Source organism: Paenarthrobacter sp. NPDC091711, assembly GCF_044756605.1.
Taxonomy (GTDB): domain Bacteria; phylum Actinomycetota; class Actinomycetes; order Actinomycetales; family Micrococcaceae; genus Arthrobacter.
The window spans coordinates 387,490-413,848 of the sequence record NZ_JBIVTF010000001.1 but is presented as its reverse complement, the minus strand read 5'-3'; the positions used below and the strand labels follow the sequence as shown (position 1 = coordinate 413,848).

Here is a 26,359-nt window from a genome sequence, read left to right as displayed (position 1 = left end):
ACGGGAGGTGTTCGGACTTCGTGCCGGGATACAAGACCAGGAGGTGCCCATGTCCGCGAAGGGCACGCGCGAAACGGTCAGGGGGCCAGGAGCCGGCGCCACGGATGCTGGACGCGGCAACAACGGCGCTGTCTTGGCGGCGAGCGATCCAGCAAAAATCCGGAATGTGGCACTCGTGGGGCATTCGGGTGTGGGTAAATCAACGCTCGTGGAAGCCCTGCTGGCCGCCACCGGTGCCATCACCAGGATGGGCTCCATCAGCGAAGGCACCACCGTCAGCGATTCGGACCCCTCCGCGATCCATCAGCAACGATCGGTCACGTTGTCCGTGGCCCCCATCCTGGTAGGTGACATCAAGGTCAACCTCATCGACACCCCCGGCTACACCGACTTCACCGGCGAACTGCGCGCTGGTTTGAGGGCCGCCGATGCGGCCCTTTTTGTTGTGTCGGCCGCAGACGGCATCGACGCTGCCACCGTGGCGTTGTGGAGCGAGTGCGCAAAGATCCGGCTCCCGCGGGCAGTGGTCGTCAGCAAACTGGACCATCCGCGCGCTGACTTCAGTGCCGCCGTCGTGCGCTGCCAGGAAGCGTTTGGTGAATCAGTTCTCCCGCTGTACCTCCCGGCTGTAGGCAACGCCGGCCTCATCGGTGTCCTCCACGGCACTGGGCCCGAGGACCTGACGCCAGCCCGGGACCTGGAAGCAGCCAGAGGAGCCTTGATCGAAGGAATCATCGCTGAGAGCGAAGACGAAACCCTCATGGACCGCTACCTTGGCGGCGAAGAACTGCCACTTGCGGACCTGATCACCGACCTTGAAACGGCGGTGGCGCAGGGCAGCTTCTTCCCCGTGGTGCCCGCTTCGGCCGAAACCGGTCTTGGCCTTCCTGAACTCATGGCACTGCTGACCGAAGCTCTGCCATCACCGTTGGAACGGATCGCTCCCTCGGTCATGAACCCCGACGGTTCGTCATTGAAGCCCCTGAAGTGCGATCCCGCCGGTCGCCTGGCCGCTGAGGTAGTGCGGACCACCGTAGATCCTTTCCTCGGCCGTGTGTGTTTGGTCAGGGTCTTTTCCGGAACCCTGAGGGAAGATTCCTCGATCCACATCGGCGGAAGGGGCTTGGCGGACAGGGGGCACGAGGATCACGACGCCGATGAACGCGTCACACATCTCTACTCTCCAGTGGGCTCCAGTCTCAAAGCGGTCCCTCAGTGCATTGCCGGCGACATCTGCGCCATCAGCAAGCTGGCCAGCGCCGAAACGGGGGACACCGTCTCCGGCCGTGAGGCGCCGCTGCTGATCGAGACCTGGAACATGCCCGAGCCCTTGATGCCGGTAGCCATTGAAGGGGCATCGCGCAGTGATGAGGACGCGCTCGCCAAGAGCATTGGCAAGGTGGCCGCTGCCGACCCCACTCTCCGTTTGGAGCGCAATCAGGACACACACCAGCTCATCCTGTGGTGCATGGGAGAAGCCCACGCCGAAGTGGTCCTGGACAGGCTCCGCAGCCAAGGCGTCAAGCTTCAGACCGTGGACGTCATCACTCCGCTCCGGGAGACCTTCGCCAGCAAAGCCACCGGGCATGGACGTCACGTCAAACAATCCGGTGGGCACGGGCAATTCGCCATCTGCGACATCGAGGTGGAGCCCTTGGCCCGCGGGGAGGGTTTCGTGTTCGCGGACAAAATCGTGGGCGGCGCTATTCCCGGGACGTTTGTCACGTCCGTGGAGAAAGGTGTCCGTTCCCAAATGCTCAAAGGCGTGTCGGCTGGTTTCCCGGTAGTGGACATCAAGGTGACACTTGTGGGCGGAAAAACCCACAGCGTTGACTCGTCCGACGCAGCCTTCCAGGCTGCCGGCGCCCTGGCACTGAGGGAAGCTGCGGCAACAGCCAAAATCCAGCTGCTGGAGCCCGTCTCATCCGTTTCCATCAGCGTTCCCGACGATTACGTTGGCGCGGTGATGAGCGATCTTTCAGGACGCCGGGGCCGCGTTACCGGCACCACCGCCGCGGACGGAGAGGGAACCGAAATCAGCGCCGAAGTACCGGACCAGGAGCTCCTGCGGTACGCCATTGAACTCCGCGCCCTCACGGCAGGAACGGGGCGTTTCCGCCGGTCCTTCCTGCGCCACGAACCCCTGCCGAAGCAGGTCTAGCCGTTTGACCGGAGGAAGGCGGCAACCGCCGGCGCAAGGGACGCCCCTACCTCGGCCGCGCTACGCTTCACCCCCTTGACTGCGAACGAATGGTCACCACCCTCTGCCCACTGGAGCGTCGCCGTCGGGCCAATCTTCGCCACCACCGCCTCCAGAAGTTCCGGCGTCGCGAAAGTATCGCGGGTGCCTTGGAGGAAGAGCATCGGTACCGTGACGCCATAGAGATGCTCATCCCTCAGTTTCTCCGGCTTGCCGGGGGCGTGAAGCGGGTACCCCAGGTACACCAAACCATGTGCGGGCATGCCCTCGGCCACCGCCATGGAGGCCATGCGTCCACCAAAGGACTTACCAGCCGCCCACAAGGGCTCTCCTTCGCTGAGTCCAGTTGCTGTGTCCATCACTGCCCTCCACGTGGCGATAGCCAGCGGCGGACGATCCGGAAAACGGCGGCCAGCCTCCCGGTACGGGAAGTTGAAGCGCAACGTGGCCACACCTTCGCCGGCCATCGCCTCAGCGAAGCCCTGCAGGAACGGGTGCTCCATTCCCGCACCGGCTCCGTGGGCCACCACCAGGGTGGCGAAGGGCTTTTCGGGGCGGATATGGAGGGCAGATACTTCAGTTTCACCGACAGCGATGGTCACGGATGTTTCAGTGTTTGGCATGCATCCATCATTGCCCACCACATCAAAACCCGCTGGATGCTGACGCGCACGGCTTAAACGGGGTAGCTTGTGGCCATGGCGAGCGAAGCAACCACCGTTACTGTCCCTGGTCCCCACGGCCCACGCGAGGTAAGGATTTCGAGTCCAAGCCGGGTGATGTGGCCTGAGGCGGGACTGACCAAGCTGGACCTGGCCAACTACCTCATTGACGTCGGCGAGGCTTTTGTGACTGCCAACGGGAACCGTCCGATCAGCCTTCAGCGATACTCCGGCAACATTGAAGGCGAGATGTTCTTCTCCAAGAATCCACCCAAAGGGGCACCGGAGTATGTCCGGTCCGTGCCTGTGACCTACCCCAGCGCGCGGTCACATCCCCAGTTGGTAGTGGACGAGCCGGCGGCTGCAGTGTGGGCCGCTCAGATGAACACGGTGGTCTTCCACCCCTGGGCTTCCCGGGCGAACGATCCCGATAATCCTGATCAGCTCAGGATCGATCTGGACCCCCAACCTGGCACGGACTTCGACGACGCCATCCCGGCGGCACTGGAACTGCGCTCGGTGCTGGAAGAAGCCGGACTCGTGGCGTTCATCAAAACCTCCGGCAACCGCGGGCTCCACGTGTATGCGCCGATCCACCCGAAGCACGAGTTCCTCGACGTACGGCACGCCGTTATTGCCGTTGGCCGTGAGCTGGAGCGCCGCATGCCGGAAAAAGTCACCACCGCCTGGTGGAAGGAAGAACGCGGAACCAGAATCTTCGTGGACTTCAACCAGGCCAACAGGGACCGCACCATTGCTGGAGCATACAGTCCCCGCGCCGTGCCCACGGCCCAGGTCTCCTGCCCCTTGACGTGGGACGAACTGGAGAACGCCGATCCTGCGAAATACACCATCACCACAGTCCCGGACCGCCTGGCCAAAATAGGGGACCCTTGGGCTTCCATGCACGATCATCCCGGTGACATCGATGTCCTGCTGAAGTGGTGGGAGCGCGACGTCAAGAACGGTCAGGGCGAAATGCCCTTCCCTCCGGAATTCCCCAAGATGCCGGGCGAACCCATGCGTGTTCAGCCGAGCCGGGCACGCAAGCCGGAGGAGTAAGCCGGAAAAGTGAACCGGGAGGGCACGTGCCACGACGTCCAGCTAAAGGCAGTCTCATCACCGTGCTCGCCTGCGGCCTGTTCCTCGGCGGGTGCACGCCAACCCCCGAACCACTGCCGGCTCAGCCCACCACTGAGGTGAAGACCCCGCCGGCACCAACAGCCCAACCTTCGACGACGGGCCCTCCGGCCGGGCCCACGCTGGCGCCCGCGCCGGTGCCTACAGAGAGTGACGCAGTCACACCTGCGTTCCAGGAGCTCCGTGCCACTCTTGAGCTCTTCTCGCGGGAAAAGCTCGAAGAAGGAGCATCGGCTGTCCTCATCAAAGCGAAGGTCGGCCAGCAGGTGTGGACCCTCGCGGAGGGAGTGCGAAGCCGCGACAGACGCGTGCCCGCCCAACCGGGCGATCGTTTCCCTGTGGGCGAGCAGTACCGGTCATTCTTGGCTGTGTCCGTCATGAAGCTCGTGGAGGAGGGCCGTCTGGGATTGGATGACCCCGTTGCTGCCTATCTTCCGGGATCTCTCACGGCAGGTAGTCCGGTGACCATCCGGGAGCTCCTTGGCGAGGCAAGGGACGTGCCTGCTGACGTGCCTGCAGCGGCACGGTCAGACGCCTGGTCATTGCTCGCCCGGGTGGTGGAGCAGCTTCGGGGTGCGCCATTGGAGGCTGTCCTGCGAACCGACGTCCTGACGCCCCTGAACCTCCGTTCCACGCAGTTACTGGCTGCAAACACCGCAGCCCCCGATGACCTCATCCACGGATACGTCCAGCTTGACGGCGAAACCGTAGACGTTGCCGGCACCGGAATCCCTGACGGGATCGCCGCAGGGGGGTTGGTGTCTTCCGTTGAGGACATCTCCGTGTTCCACGCCGCGCTGCTCAGGGGCCAAGTGATATCCCCGGCGAGCCTTATCGCCATGAAGGGGACGGTTTTTGCCGACTATGGCCTTGGCCTGGACCACTGGGATGACCGTTGCACCAACGGTTCCTACTACGGCCACGCCGGAGACATTCCCGGGTACGGGTCCATTTCCATCAGCAGCGCCGACGGTAACCGCCAACTGTCCATTTTCATGGCATACCCGCCGCAGCCGGTGTCCTCCCAGCCCTCAGCTCTGGCGCTGGAGATGACGGGCGTCGCGCAGGTAGCGCTGAATTCGGGGTGTCGGTTCCAGTTTCGGTGAAGGGCCACAACAGGAACCTCCGGATTCTATTCGAACCGTGAGGGATCGCCCGTCCCGTAGCGGACAACTTCAGCCACCCCGCTGGAGAAGTCGATCACGGTGGTGGGTTCAGAGCCGGTGTCGCCGGCATCAATGACGCCATCCACCTGATTGTCCAGCCGTTCCTTGATCTCCCAGCCCTGGGTCAACGGTTCTTCCTCGTCCGGCAGCAGGAGGGTGCTGGAGAGCAGTGGTTCGCCCAGCTCGGCCAAGAGCGCCTGGACCACCCGATGATCCGGGATGCGCACACCCACGGTCTTTTTCTTGGGGTGCAGGAGGCGCTTGGGAACTTCCCGGGTGGCGGGGAGGATGAACGTGTAGCTGCCTGGGGTAACAGCCTTGATGCTCCTGAAGATGTCGTTGTCCAACATCACGAACTGACCCATCTGGGCAAAGTCCTTGCACACCAGGGTGAAATGGTGTTTGTCGTCCAAATGCCTGATGGACCTGATGCGGTCCAGTGCTTCCCTGTTGCCGATCTGTGCGCCAAGCGCGTAGCAGGAGTCGGTAGGGTAGGCGATCAGGCCGCCGCCTTGGAGCATGTTCACCACTTGGCCGATGGCGCGTGGTTGGGGATCTTCTGGGTGCACGTCAAAGAATCTGGCCATGGGAAGAGCCTACGACAAAGCTATGACAAGACGTCCTTGTTGGAGAATTTTGCGTAAGCCAGCGCGCCGCACACCGCGATGTACCCTGCTTGGAGGAGCGCGTTCTCACCGAATGACGTCCATGAGATGGGTTGGCGCAACAGGTCCGCGAAGTTCAGCCAGTGGTGGCTGAACAGCCACGGATGCAGCCACTCCAGCTGAGGCAGGTTGTCCAGCACCTGCGACACCACAGAGAGCACAATGGTTGCTGCCATGGCTCCCACAGGAACGTCCGTGAAGGTGGAGATCAACAGGCCGATGGCGGAGAGTCCCAGGAGGGACACCGTGATGTAGGCGGCGATCAGCAAGGATCTCAACGCCGATTCGCCGACGCTGATGGTGTCCCCGGACAGCAAAGTGACCGGACCTACAGGAAAGAGCACGACGCCGGCCAAGGCACCGGACGCTGCCACGGTGGCGGTAGCGGCGAAACAGAAGGCGACGGCCCCGGCATACTTCACGAGCAGCAGGCGTATCCGCCCTGCGGGCGCGATCAACAGGTACCGCAAGGTTCCCAGGTTCGCCTCCCCGGCAATGGTGTCTCCGGCTACCACCCCAACTGTGAGCGGCAGAAAAAGAGGGACACACACCACCAATGCAGTGACGGCTACGAACAGGCCGTTCTGGGTGATGCGGTCCAGGAAAAGTGGGCCGCGCCCCGGGGCGGTGGGCCGTGAAGATAGCTTGACAGCCACGGCGATAAGGATGGGCACGGCTGCGAGGGCGATCAGCATTGCCCACGTTCGGAGCCGACGGAAGAGTACGGACAACTCCGAGCCCAGGAGCGCCCATCCGATCCCGGGATGCACGGCGTTCTCCCGGGAAGGACCAGCGGTTTTAGCCGACAACGTCGAACCCCTCCCCGGTCAGGGACACGAAACGCTCTTCCAGGCTCGCGTTCTCCACAGTGAATCCGCGGACACGGACGCCCTCAGCAACCAATGCGGCCACAATCGACTCGGGAACCCGGCCATTGATCCCGGTGCCCACCACAGCAGGGGTTCCCCATGGGCCGCCCGTAGCGGGCGCTTCGGCGGGAACCAGTCCAAGGCGCGTCAACACCCGTGACGCCAAGTCGACGTCGGGCGTTTGAACCACCACGTGAGCCTGTCCGGCGGACCTCAGCTCCTCAATCGGCCCCTGTGCCACCAGCCGGCCGGCGCTCATCACGCCCACATGGGAACACATCTGTTCCACCTCGGCGAGCAAGTGGCTGGAGACGAAGACGGTGGTTCCGCCGGCGGCGAGGGAGCGAACCAGGTTGCGGACTTCACGGGTGCCTTGGGGGTCCAGGCCATTGGTTGGTTCGTCCAGAACCAGAAGCTCCCGCGGCCTGAGCATTGCGTTGGCCAGGCCGAGGCGTTGCTTCATGCCCAAAGAGTAGGCCCGGACCTTCTTACCGGCCGCGTGGCTCAGACCCACCCTTTCAAGGGCGTCGTGAACGCGCCGCCGCCTGGTGGACGAGGAAGCATGGGGGTCGGCGGCATCCAAGCGCATCAGGTTGCCCGTGCCCGACAGGAAGGGATAGAAGCCCGGCCCCTCCACCAAAGCGCCAACATCCGGCAGTACAGAAGCCAAAGCTTGGGGCATCTCCTTGCCCAGAACGCGGATGTCCCCGCTGTTCGCCGAAGCAAGACCCAGCAGCACCCTGATAGTGGTGGTCTTCCCCGAACCATTCGGTCCCAGGAAACCGAACACCGAGCCGCGGGGCACCGCGAGGTCTATACCGTCCACGGCGGACCTGCGACCGAAGCGCTTCACCAGGCCATGGGTTTCTATGACTAGATCGGAAGACCGGACGGGAGCCGCACGCTCAATTGCACCAACAGAGGCGGCCGTCCGGGATTCGTTCACTGGGCGGCTGCGGCTGACTGGAGCCGTTCCAAAGGCACCATGCCGGCAAAGACGCGGCCGTCGTCGAGTATCAACACGCTCACCAGCGACGTCGTCAACGCCCGGCCGCCGTCAACAGGCTGCAGGGCTTGGGACAGTAGGGGATTGGACGCGAACTCCGTCGGAGCAGCACCAGCGGGCAAGGCAATCACGGAATCCCAACCCTGGCCCGTGACGGTCGCCCCGTGGCTGCGGGAACCATGGCCCGGGACGGCTTGGTCTTCCGGAGTGGTGGCATCCGGGGCCGGAGCCGGCGCATCAGGTGCCGGCGTGGACGGCTGGGTCATGGTCGGCACAGGCTTGGCTGGCAGTACCTGTTCAGTAACTGTTGCTCCCGGCGGCGGGGTGAAGTTGAAGAGTGCCGCGTCCGGCTTGGACAGGTCCAGTTGCGTGTAGGCAAGTGAGTAGGCGGGTTCGGCCTGGCCTGTGGCCCGCACCTCGACACCCAAGGGCAGGCCCGTTTCGGAGTCGACGTCGATGGTCACCGAATCGACCAGGGTTTCGGTACTGCGCGGGTTGAGGACCAAAGAGTAGACGCTTCGGCCGGCCACCGATGAAGCCTCCGCAACCGTGACCTCCGTGGTGGCATCGACGGCTGCAAGGAAGCGGCTGGCCATGGCTTCGGGGGTCGGCATATCCCGCTCGGGATTGGCTGGTGCAGGCATGTCTGTTGGAAGCATCTCTGGTTCAGGCATATCCGACGCAAACATCCCGGGCGTCGGCCTGGTGGGCAGGGAGTTCTCAAGGTCAGCCAGTGACGGCGCCGGCACGGTCAGATGTGTGGCGCTGTTTTCCTTCGAGTTGTACAACCAAACGTCGCCGCCGTTGATGACAACGTCGCGTTCGGCCATCTGGTCAAGGATTTGCAGACGCGCCTTCAGGGGACCATCCACGTAGACCCTGGCTGTGTGGGATCCAGTGAGGAACTCCAAGGCAGAGGCAGCACCCGGGACCGCGCCCGCGCCAGACGTAGGTAGCTCGGGAAGACCGAGCTCGGCTTTCTGCTCAATGGTTCCGGACAATGCCCGCACCTGGGTGCGCGCAATCATGGCAAGGATTTCTTCAGCGCTCTTGGGCGGGAGAGAAACGCTGGCGCCGGCTTGGACTGAGCCAAGCACCACGGCAATGGCCAAGGCAAGGGGAAGCAAGAGAGCTGGCAGCCACCGCTGCCGGGCCCGCGTCATTGTTACCAACCACCGATCGTGAGAGGCATGAGTCCAGACTACTCCGGTTGGCCGAAGCGATCACGTGGTCAGATTTACCCGTGTGTCAGCTGGCTCAGTCCCGAATGAGCTGGCGGGCCAGTTCCACCGCGCCATGAACAGGAGGCTGCGCCAGGATCCTGATCGAGGACGGATCCTCAACGGAAACCTTGCGGGCCACGGCACCGGCCAGCTGGCTCTGATTCACCAACAGGGCACCGGCCATCACCAACGGGAGGTCCAGGCCCAGCTCGCCCAGGACTTGGCGTGCGAGCGTCGCCAACGAATGCGCGGCCTCCGCCTGAATACGCAAGGCCGCCGGATCGCCCTCCGCCGCCAAATCCAACACCAGGGGAGCCAACCCGGCCCAATGGTCGGGTTCGGGTTTGGCATAGAAAGAGTCCATGAGCTGCAAAGCGTCGACGCTCGCTGTCGCCGCCATCAGGGCACGGACCAAGGTGCCTGGTTCCAGCCCGGCATAATACTCGCGCAAAGCCTCCCGGACGGCGTCGCGCACCACCGAATAGCCACCGCCCTCATCGCCCAGCAGGTACCCGTAGCCTCCGCTGCGGGCTTCCTGCCCTTCGTGGTTCCGGCCCCACGCCACCGAGCCGGTCCCGGCAACCACCACAGCTCCGACGTCGAGCCCGGCTGCTGCCAAAACGATTCTGGTGTCATGGACGACGTCGATCCTGGCGCCGGGGAAATGTTCCGTTAGCAGGGCGGACAGGACAGCACGGCTCGCCGGGGTATCTGCTCCGGCGGCTCCGGCACATACGGCTTCAATTCCGTCGCCCACGCTTGCAGCGATCCTCCGCAGTACGGCGTCGGCTCCTTGGTGCCCTACGGAGGACAGGTTGGCGCTGGCTTCGGTGATTTCGACGCCGCCACCGGCTCGAGTGCCTGTGTCGCCCTGTGCTGCGTCAGAGCGGACGGCGTGCGTCTTGGATCCGCCAATGTGAAGGCCAAGAACGGCGGGAGTCACAGGATTTCCGCCCATTCACTGCTCATTCGCTGTATTTCCTCCACCTGACGGCCCTTCGTTTCGAGTGCGGGATTTTGGACAAACATCAACCCGAGGATAGCCACCTCATTGATGCAGACCAACGGGATCAACATTGGCATAGACCAATGGTGTTGTCCATAAGTAGGATGTCCACTATGTCCAGCGATGTCGCGCAAGCAACGCCCAAGTACTACCTCCTCAAGACTGAGGTATTAGGGCTCATAGCAAACCTCCGGCCGGGCACCCTCATTCCCACCGAGCGTGCCCTGGCGGAAAAGTATGCGACATCCCGGACCACGGTCAGGCAGGCCATCAGCGAGCTCGTGGCCGAGGGGAAGCTGGGCCGCATCCAGGGCCACGGAACGTTCGTTGCGCCTCCTAAGGTGACTCATGTCCGGCAGCTGACCTCCTTCTCCGATGACGCCCGGTCCCAAGGCCTGCGGTCTGACTCCACGGTGCTTGCCCTTGACGTCGTGGGTTCTGATGCTGAAGTTTCTGCGCATCTGGAGTTGGATCAAGGTAATCCGGTCACCCGTCTGGAGCGGATTCGCCTGATTGAGGGGGAGCCGTTGGCCCACGAGACAGCCTGGCTTCCCGGCAAGCTGCCCCGGTTCAAGTCCAAGCTGACCAAGGCGGGCTCACTGTATGCGGTCCTGGCCGAGGACTACGGGATCCGGATAGCCGACGTTGAGGACACGGTGGAGACTGCACTCGCCGGTCCGGCTGATGTCAGGCTGTTGGGAATCGAGATGGGCGCACCCCTGCTGGTGGTACACCGCTTGGCACGGGATGCTGGTGGCACGCCGGTGGAGTGGACCCGGAGCACCTTCCGCGGCGACAGGTTCCGGTTCGTTTCCCGCGTGAAGTCCGGGAACTGAGGTGGCCAACTCGTCCTCGGGTGAGTCCGTTATCCGCCGGGTGGTCCGCCTGGTAGGAGCATTCGACGATGCTCACCGCACTATGAGCGTCGCCGCGTTGGCCCGGCGTTCCGGATTGCCCGTGACCACCACTTACCGCTTGGTGGACGAGCTCTTGGGTGAGGGCTTGCTGGAACGGGAGCCCAACGCCGAGGTTCGGGTCGGCACCCGTTTGTGGGAGCTGGTATCCAGGAGCTCCCGCATGGTTGGCCTCCGCGAGGCTGCCTTGCCGTTCATGGAGGACGTCCAATCGGTGGTGCAGCACTCCACCACCTTGGGGATCCTGGATTCCGATGAAGTCCTCTACATAGAGCGAATCGGTTCCGGGGATTCCATGGTGGACATCACCAAGGTAGCTGGCCGGCTGCCGGTCCATGGAACGTCCTCGGGGCTGGTGCTGCTGGCTTATTCCCCGCCTGCCTACCAGGACTTGTTTTTGTCCCGGACGCTGGAAAAGTTCACTGACGCGACGCTGACCGAACCCACGGAACTCCGACGCCACTTGGCAGGCATCCGCCAACGCGGGTTCGCCTCCATGCCCGGAATCATCGTTCCTGAATCCAGTGGGATTGCAGTGCCCGTCTTCGGCCGGGCAAATACCGTGGTGGCCGCGCTCAGCGTGGTGGTTCCACGGAACGAGGAGAGCCCGGCCACCCGCGTGCCCGTGTTGATGACAGCAGCGCGGGGAATTTCCCGCGCGCTGGGTTGGCGCGGAGAACTCAAAGGTGCGCTCCGACAAAGCAACGGAAACTTCTGATTCCCGTTCATCGGTAACGCTGTGGTTCCACTCACAGCCCGCTGGCAGAGTGGAACCAAGCAGGGCAACTCGCCCGGTCACCACACATTTCGGCCCTTGTGGGTCCATTCCGTGCTGCCCTGCATCCAACTGAGGTTTCAGCAGCCGCAATGCAGCGGCAGGAGGAGTTGTGGTGGAAACAGCAATGCAGGCAGGTAATGAATCCAAGGCCGGGAGGGTGGCTGGCAAGGTTGCCATAGTCACTGGAGGCAGGGGAGACCTCGGCAGCGCAACGGCCAGGTTGCTCGCCGATCACGGAGCAACGGTCGCCAGCCTTGACCGGGCGGGAGCGCCCGCTCCCAGCAGCCACCCCGGCATCACCGAGTATGACGTCGATGTCACTGATGAAGCCAGTGTGGCCGAGGCAATCCACAGGGTTGGTGCGGAGCTCGGTACCCCGGATGTCCTGGTCAATGCAGCAGGAATCATCGGCGCGGCGGGAGCCAGCCACACTGCCACAGTGGACGACTTCAACCTCATCTTCGATGTCAACGTCAAGGGCGTGTGGCTCATGACCAAGCATGTCGTTCCCGGAATGATTCGTCAGGAGTCAGGCAGCATCATCAACTTTTCCTCGATCCATGGGTTGACCGGCGGACGCAACGTGCCCCTCTACCATGCCACCAAGGGCGCGGTCCGGCTCCTCAGCAAGTCTGATGCGGCAAGCTACGGGGTCCACGGTGTCAGGGTGAACTCCATCCATCCCGGATCGATGAATACCCGTATGAGCCGCCGCTCGGCCGAGCAGTCGGACATCGGTGCGGAGGCCTATTACCAGCAATTGGTGGGTGGAAACCCGCTTCCCCGGCAGGGCGAACCGGACGAGATCGCGTACGGGGTCCTCTACCTTGCCTCCGACGAGTCTCGGTTCACCACGGGTTCAGAGCTTGTCATCGACGGCGGCTACACGGCGGTTTGATCAGCATCGCTGACAAACAACACCAACAAATATCACTGGCCAACATCGCCGACAAACCCCCGTCACCCCGGAACTCCAGATTCTTTGAGTGACCACGTTCCACAGTCGAGAGGTACCACCATGAAATTCATCAACGGAACACCAACAGATACCTACGATGTCGTAGTTGTCGGTTCCGGCGCAGGCGCACTGACGGCAGCGGCGACGGCCGCGCGGGCCGGCAAGTCCGTCGTCGTGCTTGAAAAGACCGAGCTGCTGGGCGGCACGACTGCCGTGTCCGGCGGCATGCTCTGGGTGGCCGACAACCACCATGCCCGCGAAGCGGGGCTGAGCGACTCCAAGGAGGCGGCTGCTGAGTATGTTCGGGCCGTGGCACGCGGCCGGAGCCGTGAAGAACTGCTGGACGCCGCGCTGAATTACGGCGACGCCATGCTGCAATTCACCGAAGACCAATGCGGTGTACGTTTCATCTTCCTGGACAATTTCCCGGATTACCGTCAGGACCTTCCCGGCTCTGTGGAAGGCGGCAGGACGGTGGAGCCCGAGCTGTTCAACATCCGTGAAGCACTCGGGGAACTCGCTGTCCATGTTCGCTCTGATGGCCGGGCCCCCTTCACCATGCAGGAATATGAAAACTGGGGCGCTTTTACCAAGTTCCCCTGGGAGGAGCTGAACAAGCGCCAGGAGCACGGTCTCGTGGCTAAGGGCCAGGCTCTGGTTTCGATGCTTGTGGCCAGCTTGGTCCGTGATGACGCGGCGTTGGTGATTGGTGCCCGCGGACATCGGCTGCTGAACGACGGCGGCAGGGTAGTGGGCGTCGAGCTCGAGTCGGGCGAGACGTTCCACGCCAACGACGGCGTTGTCCTCGCTACGGGCGGTTTCGAATGGGACAAGTCATTGGCGGACTCGTTGTTGGCTTCAAGGCTTTTTATCATGTGCTCGCCTCCATCGAATACGGGCGATGGCCTGAAGATGGCCCAACGAATCGGTGCCCAAACCCGCGGTACCCGGGAAGCCTGGTGGGCGCCCATGGCCATCACCGGAGACACCAGGGACGGGCAACCCATTGGAACCCTCCTCCGCTTCGAGCGGCAAGGTCCGGGCTCCCTCATGGTGAACCGCCATGGCCGCCGCTTCGCCAACGAATCCCAGAACTACAACGACCTCGCGCGGTGCCTGCAGTCATGGGATTCGCCTCACAACCAAACGTTGAACACACCGGCTCACGTCGTGTTCGATCACAGCTACTTGGAACGCTACGGTGTGCTCGCTCACCGGGCGGGTCAGCCGACGCCGGACTACCTCGTGGAAGCTCCCACAATGACAGAACTCGCCGCGAAGATCGGCGTCTCCGCCGCAAACCTTCAGGCCACGGTAGAGCGCTTCAATGAGTACGCCGTGAAAGGTCAGGATCCTGACTTTGGGCGGGGAGAAAGCGCCTACGACAAATACTGGGGCGACGACGACTGCCCTTGGCCCAACCCTTCCCTCGGGCCGCTGCAGACAGGACCGTTCTATGCCATGGAAGTGGTCAACGGCGCCTTCGGCAGTAATGGCGGAGTTGCCACCGATGGTTCGGCCAGGGTCCTGGATGTGGACGGACAAGCAATTCCCGGGCTGTTCGCCGCGGGAAACACCACGGAGAATGCCTACGCTGCCGGCTATCCGGGGGCCGGGGCCACGCTGGGACCCATCATGACCATGGGGTACCTCGCCGGCCGTACGATTTCCGGGCAAGCGGCCGACTACGACCCTGCAGTCTTCGCAGGTGCCGGAGCCGGTGCTGAATCCGGAGCCGGCGCATGATCCGCCACGCGGTGCTTTTCAAATTCAAGCCGGATTTCCCGGCAGCGGACAGGGCCGCATGGATCGAAGGTTTGAACCGGATGAAGGGCAACATTCCGGGGCTCCTGAGCCTCACGCATGGAGCGGATGTGCTCCAGCATGATCGTTCTTTCGATTACGCGATCGTGGCCGACTTCAATGCTGTGGAAGACCTTGATGTCTACAACACACACCCGCTGCATGAACCGCTCAAGAAATACTCGTTCCCCAACAGCGAGCAGATCATCGCCGTTGATTTTCCGCTTTAGCTTCGGAACTTTCGAACCTGCGCCATTCAAAGGAGAATCGCATGCCAAGCACAATCCAGCAGCCCCCAACGCTGCGCAAGACCCCCGGAAAAGCCGCTCTGGCCTCCTTCCTGGGGAGCACCCTCGAGTATTACGACTTCTTCATCTACGGCTCCGCCGCTGCCTTGGTGTTCGGCCCGCTCTTCTTCCCCTCGGATGACCCCGCTGTGGGGCTGATAGGTGCCTTCGCTACCTTTGGGGTAGCCTACGTCGCCCGTCCCGTGGGTGGACTGGTGATGGGCCATTTCGGCGACAAACTGGGCAGGAAGAAGATTCTGCTCATCACGCTGAGCGTCATGGGTCTTGCTTCCCTGGGCATTGGCTTCCTGCCCACGTACAGCCAGATCGGCGTCTGGGCACCCATCCTGCTGGTGGTCGGACGCTTGGCGCAAGGCTTTTCCGCCGGTGCCGAATCGGCGGGGGCCTCCACGCTGACCTTGGAACACTCTCCGGAGGGTCGTCGCGGATTCTTCACCAGCTTTGTCATGACCGGGTACGCCTCAGGAATGGTGCTGGCCACGCTGGTTTTCATTCCCGTTGCCGCGCTTCCCACTGAAGCACTCATGAGTTGGGGCTGGCGTGTACCGTTCTGGCTTTCGATCGTGGTCCTGGCCATCGCTTACTGGGTGCGGACCCACTTGAACGAGACACCGGTGTTCGAGGGAGCAAAGGAGCGCAAATCAGTTGCGCCCATGCCGCTCCGGGAGGTCCTGCGTTTTCAATCGGCAGACGTCGTCCGGGTAGTTGGCATGTCCATCATGTCGGTCATGCAAACCATCTTCACAGTCTTCGGCCTGTCCTACGCCACAGGTGCCGCAGGATTCGACAAAGCCTCGATTCTCACCGTCAATGCTGTGGCAATCGGCCTGTCCATGTTTGTGATGCCATTGACGGCCAGGATCTCTGACCGGGTGGGCCGGCGGCCTCTGCTCCTGACGGCGGCCATCGGCTGTTCGCTGACAATCTTCGCTTACTTCGGGGCGTTGTCCACCGGCAACATCTTCTTGGTCTTCGCCGCGGCGTTCGTCAACATGACGCTGCTCTACTCCTGCTTCAACGGGATCTGGCCCGCCTATTTCGCTGAACTCTTTGCTGCCCCTGTCCGCTATTCCGGAATGGCATTGGGCAACCAGCTGGGCTTGGTGGTTGCCGGATTCGCGCCTTTGATCGCCGGGTTGCTCCTCGGCAAAGGCAGCGACGGATGGCTCCCAGTAGCCTGCTTCGCCGTCGTCTGCATGGTTATCGCAGGTGTAGCTGCCTTCCTCTCCCGTGAGACTGCAAAAACGCCCATCGAAGATCTCGGGGAACCCTACTGGCGGGGTATCGCAGCCAGGAACGGGAGCTAGGCGCCAAGAGCCTGCAGCGTGTTGCGCACAAACTTCCCGCTCGGTTCCGCGTAGACATCAACTATCCGGCTGAACAAGGCCGTACCTTCGGCCCCGGGCCAGTCCGCAGGCAGGAATGCAGGCGGCAGTCCGGGGTCGAGGTACGGAATGATCCGCCATCGGTCGATGCACTGCACGTAGGCGGCGAAGGCCTCAGGAGAAGGCTCCACAGAGTGCGCGGCGTGCAGCGGAACATCCGAGCTGGTTCCACTGGCTGCCCCGTTTCCATTGGCTGCCCCGGTTCTACTGTCCGCCCCGTGCTCACGGACGAAATCCCGGTGCAGTTCAGCTACTGCGTCCAAGTCCCACCACCTGGATGCAGCGTCCCGAAGGCTGCCGCCCACCAGCGGAGTTTCCGTGATGAAGATGGTGGCCATGGCCCGCAGCTCCAGATCTGCGAGAATCTCCTCCACCTCCTCGCGCAGCGAATCGGGGCAGATCCACAGTCCGGCGGCCACTGTGCCGCAACCAATCCAGTGAAGCCTGCGACGCAACTGATGCCGTTTCTCGCGTTCCGTCTCCGGGATGGAGAAGGAAATCAGGCACCACGGATCAGATTCGGACATACTCCGCGGGTTGTAGATCCTTCGGTCGCCGCGAGCCAGCATGGTTGCGGCGCCGTCGGTCAGCGTGAACCCGGGCACGCCATCCCGGGATTCCTGCAGCACCACATCTTTCTTGCGGAGCCGGCCCAGGGCAGTCCGGGTTACTGTTCCGGATGTGCCCAGGGCTTTCATGAGGGTCACGATGTCCTTAGTGGACATCCAGCCCCCGGCATCGCGCAGATACAGGCCGATGACGGTGCGAAGCAATGACGTTGTACTCCCGGGGCGGGAGTCCATGTCATCAAGGACAGCACTCATTTCCGGCTCACAGCAGTTCAGAGAGGGCGTCTCGGATGGCCGTGACTCCCAGCTCAACCTCGGCATAGCTTGTGCTCAGGGGTGACAGGCCAATGCGAAGGCCGTGCGGGGGACGGAAGTCCGGGATGACACCCTTTTCCCAAAGCTTGGACGTGACGTCGGCGAAGAGCGGGTGGTCCACGGTGATGTGTGAGCCACGCTCGGCAGGATTCCGGGGACTCACGATCTCCGCGCCAAGGGGCACCAGGTACTGCTCGGACAGGGCGATCGCGTATTCGGTGAGCTTGATGGATTTCTCGCGCACGGCATCCATTCCCACTGACGCGATCAGTTCCAGCATGTCCTTCATCGGCTGCATGGCCAGCACCGGAGGTGTTCCGGTGATGAACCTGCGTATGCCCTGCGCGGGCTTGTACGAGTCCGTCATTCCGAACGGGTTGTCCGCACCCATCCAACCCCAAATGGGCTGCTGCAAACGAGCCTGCTGCGAGGCGTTGACGTAGGCGAAAGCGGGCGAGCCCGGCCCTCCGTTGAGGTATTTGTACGTGCAACCAACGGCGAGGTCCACGCCCCACTCGTCAAGTTCCATGGGCACTGAACCTACGGAATGGCACAGGTCCCACAACATCAGTGCACCGGCCTGGTGCACTTTGGCTGTGATTCCTTGGGCGTCCGCCAGGAACCCTGAGCGATAAGCCACGTGGCTGAGGACCACCACGGCCGTCCGCTCGCCCAGCAGTCCATCCAGGTCTTCGGCACGGACACCACTGGCAGGGTTCGCAGCGATCCATGTAATGCTGGCACCGCGCTCCTTGGCGATGCCTTCGATGATGAACCGGTCCGTGGGGAAGTTGTCGCGGTCAATGATGATTTCGTCGCGGTCCGGCTGAGCATCCACGGCTGCGCGGATCATCTTGTAAAGCATCACTGAGGTGGAGTCACCTACTGTGGTTTGTCCCGGAGCGGCCCCCAGGGCCACCTCACCTATGCAGTCTCCCACCGTGGTGGGCTCGTCCATCCATTGTTCGTCCCACCCGCGTATGAGGCGGCTGCCCCAGGCGTCGTGAACGAATGAGGCCAAATTACCGGCCGTGACCTTCAGCGGCCGGCCAAGAGAGTTGCCATCCAAATATGAGACGAGCTGATCAGCCTCGGGCGCGTGGAAAGCATCACGTTGGGCGGCCAGGGGATCAGCAGCGTCCAACTCGGCCGACGTCGGCTTCTGGGTCTTTTGCGCTGTGGTCATGGTTTCTCCTTCGGAAGTCGTGGACGGCGGGTGCCGGGCGGTGCGGTTAGTTGCCGATCTCGGTACGAACGGCGTAAAGCTCAGGGAAGAACGTGAGGTCCAAGGCCCGCTTCAGGAAGTCCACTCCCGAAGACCCGCCGGTGCCTACCTTGAAGCCGATGGTGCGCTGGACTGTCCTGAGGTGACGGAACCGCCAGGCTTGGAAGTTGTCCTCGATATCCACCAGGTCCTCGCAGGCCTCGTAAAGGCCCCAAGGGGTATCGTCCGATTCGTAGATCTTCTGGAAGATGGGCACGAGGTCTTTCCGGAAAGTCCACGGCTCGCTCGTATCCCTGTCCAGAATGTCGGCAGGGATGTCATACCCGGCCCGTGCCAGGACTTTGAGGAACGCGTCGTACAACGTGGGCTCCTCCAGGAGCGTGCTGAGCAACGCGTGTGCTTCGGGTTCGCTTTCAAACACGCGCAGCATCCCACGGTTCTTGTTGCCCAACAGAAATTCCACGCCGCGGTATTGATACGACTGGAAGCCGGACGAGCTTCCCAGGAAGCCGCGGAACTGGGCGTATTCGCGGGGCGTCAGAGTTCCGAGGACGGACCATTGCTCGGTCATGGTTCGTTGAATGGCCTTGACGCGGGCGATGCACTTGAGCGCCTTGCCCAGGTTGTCGGCGTCGAAAAGCCGCCTGGCTTCCAGCAATTCATGCAGGACGAGCTTCAGCCAGAGCTCACTGGTCTGGTGCTGGATGATGAACAGCAACTCATCGTGGTGTTCGGGTTTGCTGAGGGGGTGCTGGGAGCTGAGCAGGCGGTCAAGGTCCAGGTACCCGCCGTAAGACATTGCATGCCGAAAATCGGTGCGGACGGTGTCTTCGATGTCACGGACGCTTTGGGCGGAATGGACTGTGGGCTTTTCCATGCTCCGAGAATATCACTTACCTGACGCACGTCAAGAGATTGATTCTCGGCGAATTCCGGATTCCGGTGACCGGCAAAGTTGTCGCGTAGTCTGAAGCTCAAAGGGGGAGTGGCCATGAATTCCAGCAGAAGCACCGTCGCGCCGGTGTCCATTTATCTCGACGTGGACGGCGTGGTGAATCCCTTCAGTCCCAGCGGAACCACCGACTGGGGCAGTGAGTGGACCTTTGCTGACGCCGGAATTCTTGATGTCGCTTTTGCTCCCGAGGCGGTGTCCGAACTCAATGACCTTGCCCGTCACCCCGATGCCCGGTTTGTTTGGTTGACCACGTGGGAAGGGCTCGCGCCGGAGTTTCTCTGCCCAGCCATTGGCCTGAACGGACAAGACTGGCCGGTGCTCTCCAGCGTGGGCTGGGACGAGGGCCCTGAATGGTGGAAGTTGGTGGCCCTCCAAAAGGATCTGGCAAGCGCCGGCAGCGAGCGAATCATTTGGCTTGACGATCAACTCAACCAGGAGTCAGACGCCCGATCCTGGGCCGAATACCAGCAGGACCGTGTGCTTTGCATCTCACCGGATCCCCGCAAGGGTCTTTCCCGTCGCGACCTCGCGGCTGTCAGGGCTTATCTGGGGTGAACCGGAGCCCCGGCACGTTTGTCCGCTCACCGGAAGGCACGTAGGATTCTTAAGGTTTCAAGCCCGCCGGAGTGAATATCGCAAGCCGAGTCAGTTGAACACTTGCTGAACTATGCTGTGGATGGCAGGTATGGGGAAGTGAAACTGCTGAACGTCGTCGACTCTGCAGATTGGGCAACAGGTGGATATCACCTTCATGGTCGCGCTGGTAATAGCGTTGGCCCTATTCTTTGACTTCACCAACGGGTTTCACGACACTGCCAACGCGATGGCTACGCCCATCGCAACGGGGGCGATCAAGCCCAAAACAGCTGTCGCCCTGGCGGCCGTGCTCAACCTCGTCGGCGCATTCCTGTCCACGGAAGTGGCCAAGACCATCTCCGGTGGCCTGATCCGGGAAGGGTCAGACGGTATCCACATCACGCCGGACATCATTTTTGCCGGCCTCATGGGGGCTGTTCTCTGGAACATGATCACCTGGCTCAAGGGCTTGCCGTCAAGTTCATCGCATGCCCTGTTTGGTGGCCTCATCGGCGCCGCAGTGGTGGGCATCGGCTTCCACTCCATCAACTTCGAGACAGTGCTGCAGAAGGTCATCCTGCCAGCCATCTTCGCACCGCTCATTGCTGGTCTCGTGGCGTACATCTGTACCCGTCTCGCCTACGCCCTGACCTCGCGGCACGATCCCGAAACGGGCGACAAACTCACGCAGAAACGTGGCGGCTTCCGCACCGGACAGATTTTCACGTCAAGCCTGGTGGCCCTCGCACACGGAACGAATGACGCGCAGAAGACCATGGGCATCATTACCCTGGTTCTCATTGCAGGCGGGACGCAGGCTCCGGGCAGCGGTCCGCAGTTCTGGGTTATCGCAGCTTGTGCTTTCGCCATCGCCATCGGTACTTACGCAGGTGGCTGGCGCATCATCCGCACCATGGGCTCAGGCCTCACGGAGGTCAAGCCGGCGCAGGGCTTCTCCGCTGAAACCAGCACCGCCTCGGCCATCCTCGCCTCATCCCACTTGGGCTTTGCCCTTTCCACCACGCAGGTAGCGTCCGGCTCGGTCATCGGCTCCGGCCTTGGCCGCAAGGGAACGTCTGTCCGCTGGGGCACGGCCGGCAAGATTGCCCTGGGTTGGTTGTTCACGCTGCCGGCCTCGGCCATCGTCGGCGCGCTGACGGCTCTCCTGGTAAGCATCGGCGTCGTAGGCGTCATCATCGCCGCAGTGGTGGGCACTGCCGCGGTCCTGTTCATGTTCGTGGTGTCCCGCAAGTCGCACGTTGGCCACCACAACGCCGTCGAAGTTGAAGAAGCCGGCCACGCCGTGCGGTTCCGCAAGAAGAAGAAATCCCGAAAGACCACCCCCAGCGAGGATGTGCAGCGATGAAATGGTTGGAATTGCTGCAAGTGGCTGGAGTCACCCTCGTGGCCGCAGTGACCTTGGTGGTGCTCTATTCGTTGGGCGTTCGCCTCACGGCCATTGCTGGTGATGCCCAGCAGAAGTCGCCCGTTTTGGTGCGCTCCCTGGCCTATGTCTGCTTTGCTGTCTGCGCAGCCGCAGTACTCTTTGGCATCTACCTGATTGTGCCCTACTTCGGAAAGTAGCGTTCTTCTGGCCGTCAGGTCTTCCGGGGAGAATAATCAGCAGTGTGGTTATGCACATAGCTGCGTGAATCTGATCCGGCAGATACGGGGCCGTTATGACGTTCCTTCTCCGGAACCAACTCGTCCGACTGGCGCTGGTTCCTGCTGTGGTGCTGGGTCTTTCGGCCTGCATTCCTCCGGAAACGGACGGCCTCCCACCCGACCTGACGTCCGCCGCGTCCCCGGCGGCCTCCTCGTCCCCGGCGGCCTCCGCGGATCACACTTCTCAACAAGCAATCTCACCGCCGGCCTCACCGCCAACCACCTCAACACCGGCAGCCACCCCGCAGGCCACCGCACCCGCGCAACCCACCGGCGTCGAACCGACAGCTAGTTCCACCAGCGGCAGTCAACCCGAGCGCGCTCCGGAGCCCCGGGAGACCACCGTGGAGCCCCCGCAGGATCCCATCGTGGTGAGCTGGGTGCCCGAGGGGCCCATCGCTGCAGATGATCCCGTCTCAGGCCAGCGGTACCTCATGCTGCAGCACTTCCAATGCGACGCTTTGGCTCAGAGCGTTGAGGGCGCCGCAGACGCTGCCGTCTGGCAGGCAGGCGCCGCCGTCTGCCAGGCCCTTCAGACCGGCGACCACGATGACTGGCAGGAGGCGTCCGTCGCCGTAGCCAGGACTCCTCGCATCTCCCAAAAGCAGTGCCTTGAGTTCCGGGTGGCGGCCACATCGGCATTGCTGGTATCGCAGTACCGCAGCAATCCCGGCAGTATCTTCACAGCGGAACCCGGGCCCGGCGAAGCCTGCCCCCGGCAATTGCTGGGGCTGACCGTCGTGGACGAGGATCTGCGAGCAGTCGTTGGCATGCCCCGCGCTTCGGGCCCCGCGTCAGGGGGCACCATAGTTCGCTTGGACGGATACTACGTGCGGGTGGGAGACATCCTGATGGATGGCGTTCCCACTGTTCCGGACATTGTTGCCGGGGGAGGGGACTACCAAACGTTGTATCTGCGGATGCCTCCGGCTAACGGCAGGAGGACCATCAGCATCTCCATCACGGACACGGTGGAGGTTGCCGGAACGGTGACGTTCTTCTACGACGACCCCGCGGTGCCCGGCAGCACACCGTCATCTGCCGCCGAACCAAGTCCTCCGCGGCCCTGACGGGTCCTATGGAGCGGGGCCACTTTCCTAGCTCGGGAACACTGTCCTGTGCCGGGAACACTGACCTAGGCTGGGGCCATGTCGATTTTCCAGTATTACGTTGCTTCAACTATTGATGGCTTCATCGCCTCACCTGACGACGACCTTGGCTGGCTCCTCCAGTTCGACCAAGCAGAGGGCGTCAATGAGAGCATCGAGTCTTTCATGGCAGGCGTCGGATGCATCGCCATGGGCGGCGACACCTATCGCTGGCTCATGGAGCACGAGCCCGGCGCATGGCCGTATCCGAACACTCCGTGCTGGGTCTTCACCCACCATGAGTACTCGGCACCGGCCGGATCGGATATCACTTTTGTTCGTGGCGACGTCCGCGAGTTCGCACCGGACTTACTCAAGGACGCAGGAGACAAGAATGTCTGGCTGGTGGGTGGAGGCCACCTCGTGGCGCAGTTCGCCAATGCCGGGCTGCTCCACGAGATGATCGTCACCATCATTCCCGTGGTGCTGGGCGCGGGCAAGCGGCTGCTGCCGCTTAACGGCCCGACGGCGCCGCTTGAGTTGGTGTCGTCCAAGATCCTTGGCGGGGCTGCGGCTGAGCTGCACTACCGGCTTCAGTGACGGTTATCCCGGATCATGTTGGTGATCCTGGCAGTTGAGAGCCGGCGGCCTTTGTCATCGGTGATAACAATCTCGTGAGTTGCCAGGGTTCCACCGAGATGGATGGCTGTGCAGGTGCCGGTCACGGTGCCGCTGGCCACCGAACGGTGATGTGTAGCTCCCACCTCTATACCTACGGCGTGGCGGCCCCGCCCGGCATGGAGCGATGCAGCGAACGAACCCAAGGTCTCGGCGAGGACAACATGGGCGCCGCCGTGGAGGATGCCCGCCACCTGCGTATTTCCTTCCACAGGCATGGTGGCCACCGTGCGCTCCGCGCTCATTTCGGTGAACCGGATACCCAGTTTCACCACGAGGGCACCAACGCCATGCGCTGAGAGCCAATCGTGGAACTCTTCCGGAACACCTGCTTCATTGAGCTCGTCGACAAACCGGTTCGGCGTGAAATTGTCCATCATGCCAACTAGGCTGGCACCTGTGAGTGAAACAACCAAACCGGACCAGGTTCCAACGGCCCAAGCTGCTGCCATCGCAACAGCACCCACCCCCTCTGCTACAACGTCGATCAGCGCCGCGGGGGAGGGCCGGCCCAGGCTGCTGGTCCTGGACGGCCACTCCATGGCGTTCAGGGCTTTCTACGCCCTGCCCGCAGAAAATTTCTCGACCGCCAGGGGCCAATACACCAACGCCGTGCATGGGTTCACCTCCATGCTGATCAACCTGATCAAGGACCAGAAGCCCACCCACGTTGCCGTGGCCTTTGACGTCTCGGATGACACCACGTTCCGCAAGGCGGAGTACAGCGAATACAAAGGCGGCAGGAATGCCACGCCTGCGGAGTTTGCCGGCCAGATCGGCCTCATAGCCAAGGTCATGGAAGCCTGGGGTATCAGGACCATTGCGATGCCCGGATATGAAGCTGACGATGTCCTGGCCACGCTGGCAGCACAGGGTGACGCTGCGGGCTTCGAAGTCCTTCTTGTCTCCGGGGACCGGGACGCGTTCCAACTGATCAACGACAACGTCTTCGTGCTGTACCCCAAGCAGGGTGTGAGCAACATTCCCAGGATGGACGCCGCGGCCATCGAGGAGAAGTACTTCGTCAAGCCCGGTTTGTATTCCGACCTCGCCGCCCTCGTAGGCGAAACTGCGGACAACCTCCCCGGCGTTCCAGGTGTTGGCCCCAAGACTGCTGCCAAGTGGATCAATCTCTACGGAGGCCTTGAAGGCATCCTGGAAAACCTTGACTCCATCGGCGGCAAGGTGGGCGGCGCCCTTAAGGAGAATATTGAGAACGTCAAGCGCAACCGCAGGCTCAACCGGCTGTTGACGGACCTTGACCTTCCCCTCACCTTGGCTGACTTGCATGAGCCACGTCCGGACCGCCAGGCGATCGAGGATCTTTTCGAGGAACTGGAATTCCGGACGCTCCGCACGCGCCTGTTCGATCTCTACGGTGACGACACCGCCGGAGAAGCCCCGGACACCATTGATGCCCCGGAATATTCTGTCCTCACAGATGCTGCTGAACTTGAGTCCTTCTTCGCAGCCGGATCCGGGGTGCGTTCGGCGCTGGCAGTGCAGCTTGTCCCGGGGCGCATCGGTGATGACGCGAGTGCCCTGGCTGTTGTCAGGAGCAACGGAGCAGCGTACATCGAACTGACGGGGCTGGACGCTGCGGCTGAGTCGGTCTTGGACCGGTGGCTCAAGGACCCCGAGGAAGCCAAGGTGCTGCACGAGTTCAAGTCGGCACTGAAGGCTCTTCACAACCGTGGCCTCGGCCTGGAAGGCGTGGTGGATGACACCTCCATCTCCGGCTACCTGATCCAGCCGGACCGCCGCAGCTACGATCTCGCCGAACTCGCCCAAGTGCACTTGAAAATCTCACTTGCCACGGCCGCTGCACAGTCCGGGCAGCTGGAGCTCGACCTCTCGGGTGAAACAGACCAGGCTGCCGCAGCAGCGCTCGTCCAGCATGCCGCCGTCGTGCATGCCCTGAGCAAGCACTTCGAAACGGAACTTGCCGACATCAAGGCCGACGCCCTGTTGACGACGCTCGAACTTCCGGTGGCACGAGTGCTGGCGCAGATGGAACTGACTGGCATCTTTGTGTCCACGGACCGCATGGACGAGCAGCTCGCTGACCTCACCAAGGTGATCGAGAACGCCCAGGAGCAGGCTTTCGCGGCGATCGGGCACGAGGTAAACCTCGGTTCGCCCAAGCAGTTGCAGACAGTCCTTTTCGAGGAACTCGGCTTGCCGAAGACCAAGAAGATCAAGTCGGGCTACACCACCGACGCCGCGTCCTTGAAGGGCCTGCTGGAGAAGACCGGACACGAATTCCTGGTCCAGCTCATGGCGCACCGTGAGTCGTCCAAACTGGCTCAGATGGTTGAAACCCTCAAGAAGTCTGTTGCGGATGACGCGCGTATCCACACCACGTATGCGCAGAACATTGCAGCCACAGGCCGCATCTCGTCCAACAACCCCAACCTGCAGAACATCCCGGTCCGCAGCGAGGAGGGTCGTCGTGTCCGCGGCATCTTCGTGGTCAGCGAAGGCTACGAGTGCTTGCTTTCGGCCGACTACTCCCAGATTGAAATGCGCATCATGGCCCACCTGTCCGGGGATGAGGCCCTCATTCAGGCCTACCGTGATGGCGAGGACCTCCACCGCTTCGTCGGCTCGCGGATCTTCAACGTTGAGCCAGCCGAAGTCACCAGCGCCATGCGCTCCAAGGTCAAGGCGATGTCCTACGGCTTGGCGTATGGTCTGACGTCCTTCGGACTGTCCAAGCAGTTGGAGATCTCCGTGGATGAGGCCCGAACGCTGATGAAGGACTACTTCGACCGCTTTGGCGGCGTGCGTGACTACCTGCGTGGCGTCGTGGATCAGGCCCGAACGGATGGCTACACGGCAACCATCGAGGGTCGACGTCGCTACCTCCCGGACCTGACCAGCACCAACCGCCAGGCGCGCGAAGCAGCCGAACGCATCGCCCTCAACTCGCCCATCCAGGGCTCGGCCGCGGACCTCATCAAGCGGGCCATGCTGGGCGTCGCTGCAGAGCTCGCAAGCCAAGGCCTCACATCACGCATGCTCCTTCAAGTCCACGACGAACTTGTCCTCGAAGTTGCCCCGGGGGAGCGCGAGGCAGTGGAGAAGCTCGTCATCGAACAGATGGGCTCCGCAGCTGAATTGTCAGTCCCTCTCGACGTCCAGATTGGCGTTGGTTCCAGCTGGTACGAGGCCGGGCACTAGATACGCCAAGGATTCAAGGGAA

The 26,359-nt window shown here is 62.5% G+C and carries 25 protein-coding genes; 15 read left to right on the top strand and 10 right to left on the bottom strand.

Annotated elements, in window-relative coordinates; translation table 11 throughout:
• Positions 1-49 precede the first annotated feature (49 nt).
• Entirely contained in the window at positions 50-2,161 is a 2,112-nt protein-coding gene (locus tag ACIQH5_RS01935) for an elongation factor G-like protein EF-G2 (RefSeq protein WP_400399773.1), read from the top strand.
• Here the strand turns inward: ACIQH5_RS01935 and ACIQH5_RS01930 are convergent.
• Positions 2,158-2,823, bottom strand: coding sequence for an alpha/beta family hydrolase (locus ACIQH5_RS01930; RefSeq protein ID WP_400399771.1), 666 nt, complete (start codon positions 2,821-2,823; stop codon positions 2,158-2,160). The genes ACIQH5_RS01935 and ACIQH5_RS01930 overlap by 4 nt on opposite strands.
• A 75-nt stretch (positions 2,824-2,898) precedes the next feature.
• On the opposite strand from ACIQH5_RS01930, the gene ligD reads away from it, so the two are divergent.
• Together ligD and ACIQH5_RS01920 are read left to right on the top strand one after the other, a co-directional pair.
• Complete coding sequence (ligD, locus tag ACIQH5_RS01925; RefSeq protein WP_400399769.1) at positions 2,899-3,924, top strand: non-homologous end-joining DNA ligase; 1,026 nt, start codon at positions 2,899-2,901, stop codon at positions 3,922-3,924.
• 26 nt (positions 3,925-3,950) lie between these two features.
• Positions 3,951-5,108: a serine hydrolase gene (locus ACIQH5_RS01920; protein WP_400399767.1), complete on the top strand. Its 1,158-nt coding sequence runs from the start codon at positions 3,951-3,953 to the stop codon at positions 5,106-5,108.
• Between the two features lie 26 nt (positions 5,109-5,134).
• On the opposite strand, the gene ACIQH5_RS01915 is transcribed toward ACIQH5_RS01920, so the two are convergent.
• From ACIQH5_RS01915 to ACIQH5_RS01895, 5 genes are all read right to left on the bottom strand, one after another.
• Complete coding sequence (locus ACIQH5_RS01915) at positions 5,135-5,755, bottom strand: L-threonylcarbamoyladenylate synthase (protein WP_062069781.1); 621 nt, start codon at positions 5,753-5,755, stop codon at positions 5,135-5,137.
• A gap of 20 nt (positions 5,756-5,775) precedes the next feature.
• On the bottom strand, positions 5,776-6,603 hold the full coding sequence (locus ACIQH5_RS01910) for an ABC transporter permease (RefSeq protein WP_400399765.1): 828 nt from the start codon (positions 6,601-6,603) through the stop codon (positions 5,776-5,778).
• Between the two features lie 28 nt (positions 6,604-6,631).
• Entirely contained in the window at positions 6,632-7,648 is a 1,017-nt protein-coding gene (locus ACIQH5_RS01905; protein ID WP_400399763.1) for an ABC transporter ATP-binding protein, read from the bottom strand.
• Complete coding sequence (locus ACIQH5_RS01900) at positions 7,645-8,871, bottom strand: outer membrane lipoprotein carrier protein LolA (protein WP_400400234.1); 1,227 nt, start codon at positions 8,869-8,871, stop codon at positions 7,645-7,647. The genes ACIQH5_RS01905 and ACIQH5_RS01900 overlap by 4 nt, the downstream gene beginning before the upstream one ends.
• Positions 8,872-8,965: 94 nt before the next feature.
• Positions 8,966-9,889, bottom strand: coding sequence for an N-acetylglucosamine kinase (locus tag ACIQH5_RS01895; RefSeq protein WP_400399761.1), 924 nt, complete (start codon positions 9,887-9,889; stop codon positions 8,966-8,968).
• Positions 9,890-10,041: 152 nt separating this feature from the next.
• Between ACIQH5_RS01895 and ACIQH5_RS01890 the strand changes: the two genes are divergently transcribed.
• The 6 genes from ACIQH5_RS01890 (at position 10,042) to ACIQH5_RS01865 (ending at position 16,005) form a co-directional block, all read left to right on the top strand.
• Complete coding sequence (locus ACIQH5_RS01890; RefSeq protein WP_400399759.1) at positions 10,042-10,773, top strand: GntR family transcriptional regulator; 732 nt, start codon at positions 10,042-10,044, stop codon at positions 10,771-10,773.
• A gap of 1 nt (position 10,774) precedes the next feature.
• The gene (locus ACIQH5_RS01885) at positions 10,775-11,569 is read left to right on the top strand and encodes an IclR family transcriptional regulator (protein WP_400399757.1); all 795 of its coding nucleotides are present in this window, start codon (positions 10,775-10,777) and stop codon (positions 11,567-11,569) included.
• Between the two features lie 169 nt (positions 11,570-11,738).
• On the top strand, positions 11,739-12,527 hold the full coding sequence (locus ACIQH5_RS01880; RefSeq protein ID WP_400399755.1) for an SDR family NAD(P)-dependent oxidoreductase: 789 nt from the start codon (positions 11,739-11,741) through the stop codon (positions 12,525-12,527).
• A gap of 120 nt (positions 12,528-12,647) precedes the next feature.
• On the top strand, positions 12,648-14,333 hold the full coding sequence (locus tag ACIQH5_RS01875) for an FAD-dependent oxidoreductase (RefSeq protein WP_400399753.1): 1,686 nt from the start codon (positions 12,648-12,650) through the stop codon (positions 14,331-14,333).
• Positions 14,330-14,620, top strand: a complete 291-nt coding sequence (locus tag ACIQH5_RS01870) for a Dabb family protein (RefSeq protein ID WP_400399751.1) — start codon at positions 14,330-14,332, stop codon at positions 14,618-14,620. Before ACIQH5_RS01875 ends, ACIQH5_RS01870 begins: the two co-directional genes overlap by 4 nt.
• A 41-nt stretch (positions 14,621-14,661) precedes the next feature.
• Positions 14,662-16,005, top strand: coding sequence for an MFS transporter (locus ACIQH5_RS01865; protein ID WP_400399749.1), 1,344 nt, complete (start codon positions 14,662-14,664; stop codon positions 16,003-16,005).
• Here ACIQH5_RS01865 and ACIQH5_RS01860 read toward each other — a convergent pair.
• The 3 genes from ACIQH5_RS01860 to kynA are packed head-to-tail and all read right to left on the bottom strand — an operon-like array spanning position 16,002 to position 19,069.
• A complete protein-coding gene (locus ACIQH5_RS01860; RefSeq protein ID WP_400399747.1) occupies positions 16,002-16,907 on the bottom strand; it encodes a PaaX family transcriptional regulator C-terminal domain-containing protein in 906 nt (301 codons plus the stop codon). The genes ACIQH5_RS01865 and ACIQH5_RS01860 overlap by 4 nt on opposite strands.
• Positions 16,908-16,914: 7 nt before the next feature.
• The gene (gene kynU / locus ACIQH5_RS01855; RefSeq protein WP_400399746.1) at positions 16,915-18,153 is read right to left on the bottom strand and encodes a kynureninase; all 1,239 of its coding nucleotides are present in this window, start codon (positions 18,151-18,153) and stop codon (positions 16,915-16,917) included.
• Positions 18,154-18,199: 46 nt separating this feature from the next.
• Positions 18,200-19,069, bottom strand: coding sequence for a tryptophan 2,3-dioxygenase (gene kynA, locus ACIQH5_RS01850; protein ID WP_400399744.1), 870 nt, complete (start codon positions 19,067-19,069; stop codon positions 18,200-18,202).
• A gap of 114 nt (positions 19,070-19,183) precedes the next feature.
• On the opposite strand from kynA, the gene ACIQH5_RS01845 reads away from it, so the two are divergent.
• The 5 genes from ACIQH5_RS01845 to ACIQH5_RS01825 all read left to right on the top strand — a co-directional run bounded on the left by ACIQH5_RS01845 (position 19,184) and on the right by ACIQH5_RS01825 (position 23,076).
• Entirely contained in the window at positions 19,184-19,702 is a 519-nt protein-coding gene (locus ACIQH5_RS01845) for an HAD domain-containing protein (protein ID WP_400399742.1), read from the top strand.
• 181 nt (positions 19,703-19,883) lie between these two features.
• Entirely contained in the window at positions 19,884-21,089 is a 1,206-nt protein-coding gene (locus ACIQH5_RS01840) for an inorganic phosphate transporter (RefSeq protein WP_062069754.1), read from the top strand.
• Positions 21,086-21,307 carry a hypothetical protein gene (locus ACIQH5_RS01835; RefSeq protein WP_062069752.1) on the top strand — a complete coding sequence of 74 codons (222 nt, stop codon included), beginning with the start codon at positions 21,086-21,088 and terminating at the stop codon, positions 21,305-21,307. The genes ACIQH5_RS01840 and ACIQH5_RS01835 overlap by 4 nt, the downstream gene beginning before the upstream one ends.
• Positions 21,308-21,402: 95 nt before the next feature.
• Positions 21,403-22,458, top strand: a complete 1,056-nt coding sequence (locus tag ACIQH5_RS01830; protein WP_400399740.1) for a hypothetical protein — start codon at positions 21,403-21,405, stop codon at positions 22,456-22,458.
• A gap of 78 nt (positions 22,459-22,536) precedes the next feature.
• A complete protein-coding gene (locus ACIQH5_RS01825) occupies positions 22,537-23,076 on the top strand; it encodes a dihydrofolate reductase family protein (protein WP_400399738.1) in 540 nt (179 codons plus the stop codon).
• Here ACIQH5_RS01825 and ACIQH5_RS01820 read toward each other — a convergent pair.
• On the bottom strand, positions 23,070-23,534 hold the full coding sequence (locus tag ACIQH5_RS01820) for a hotdog fold thioesterase (protein ID WP_105693359.1): 465 nt from the start codon (positions 23,532-23,534) through the stop codon (positions 23,070-23,072). The genes ACIQH5_RS01825 and ACIQH5_RS01820 overlap by 7 nt on opposite strands.
• 160 nt (positions 23,535-23,694) lie before the next feature.
• Between ACIQH5_RS01820 and polA the strand changes: the two genes are divergently transcribed.
• Positions 23,695-26,337, top strand: coding sequence for a DNA polymerase I (polA, locus tag ACIQH5_RS01815; protein WP_400400232.1), 2,643 nt, complete (start codon positions 23,695-23,697; stop codon positions 26,335-26,337).
• The last annotated feature ends 22 nt before the right edge of the window (positions 26,338-26,359 follow it).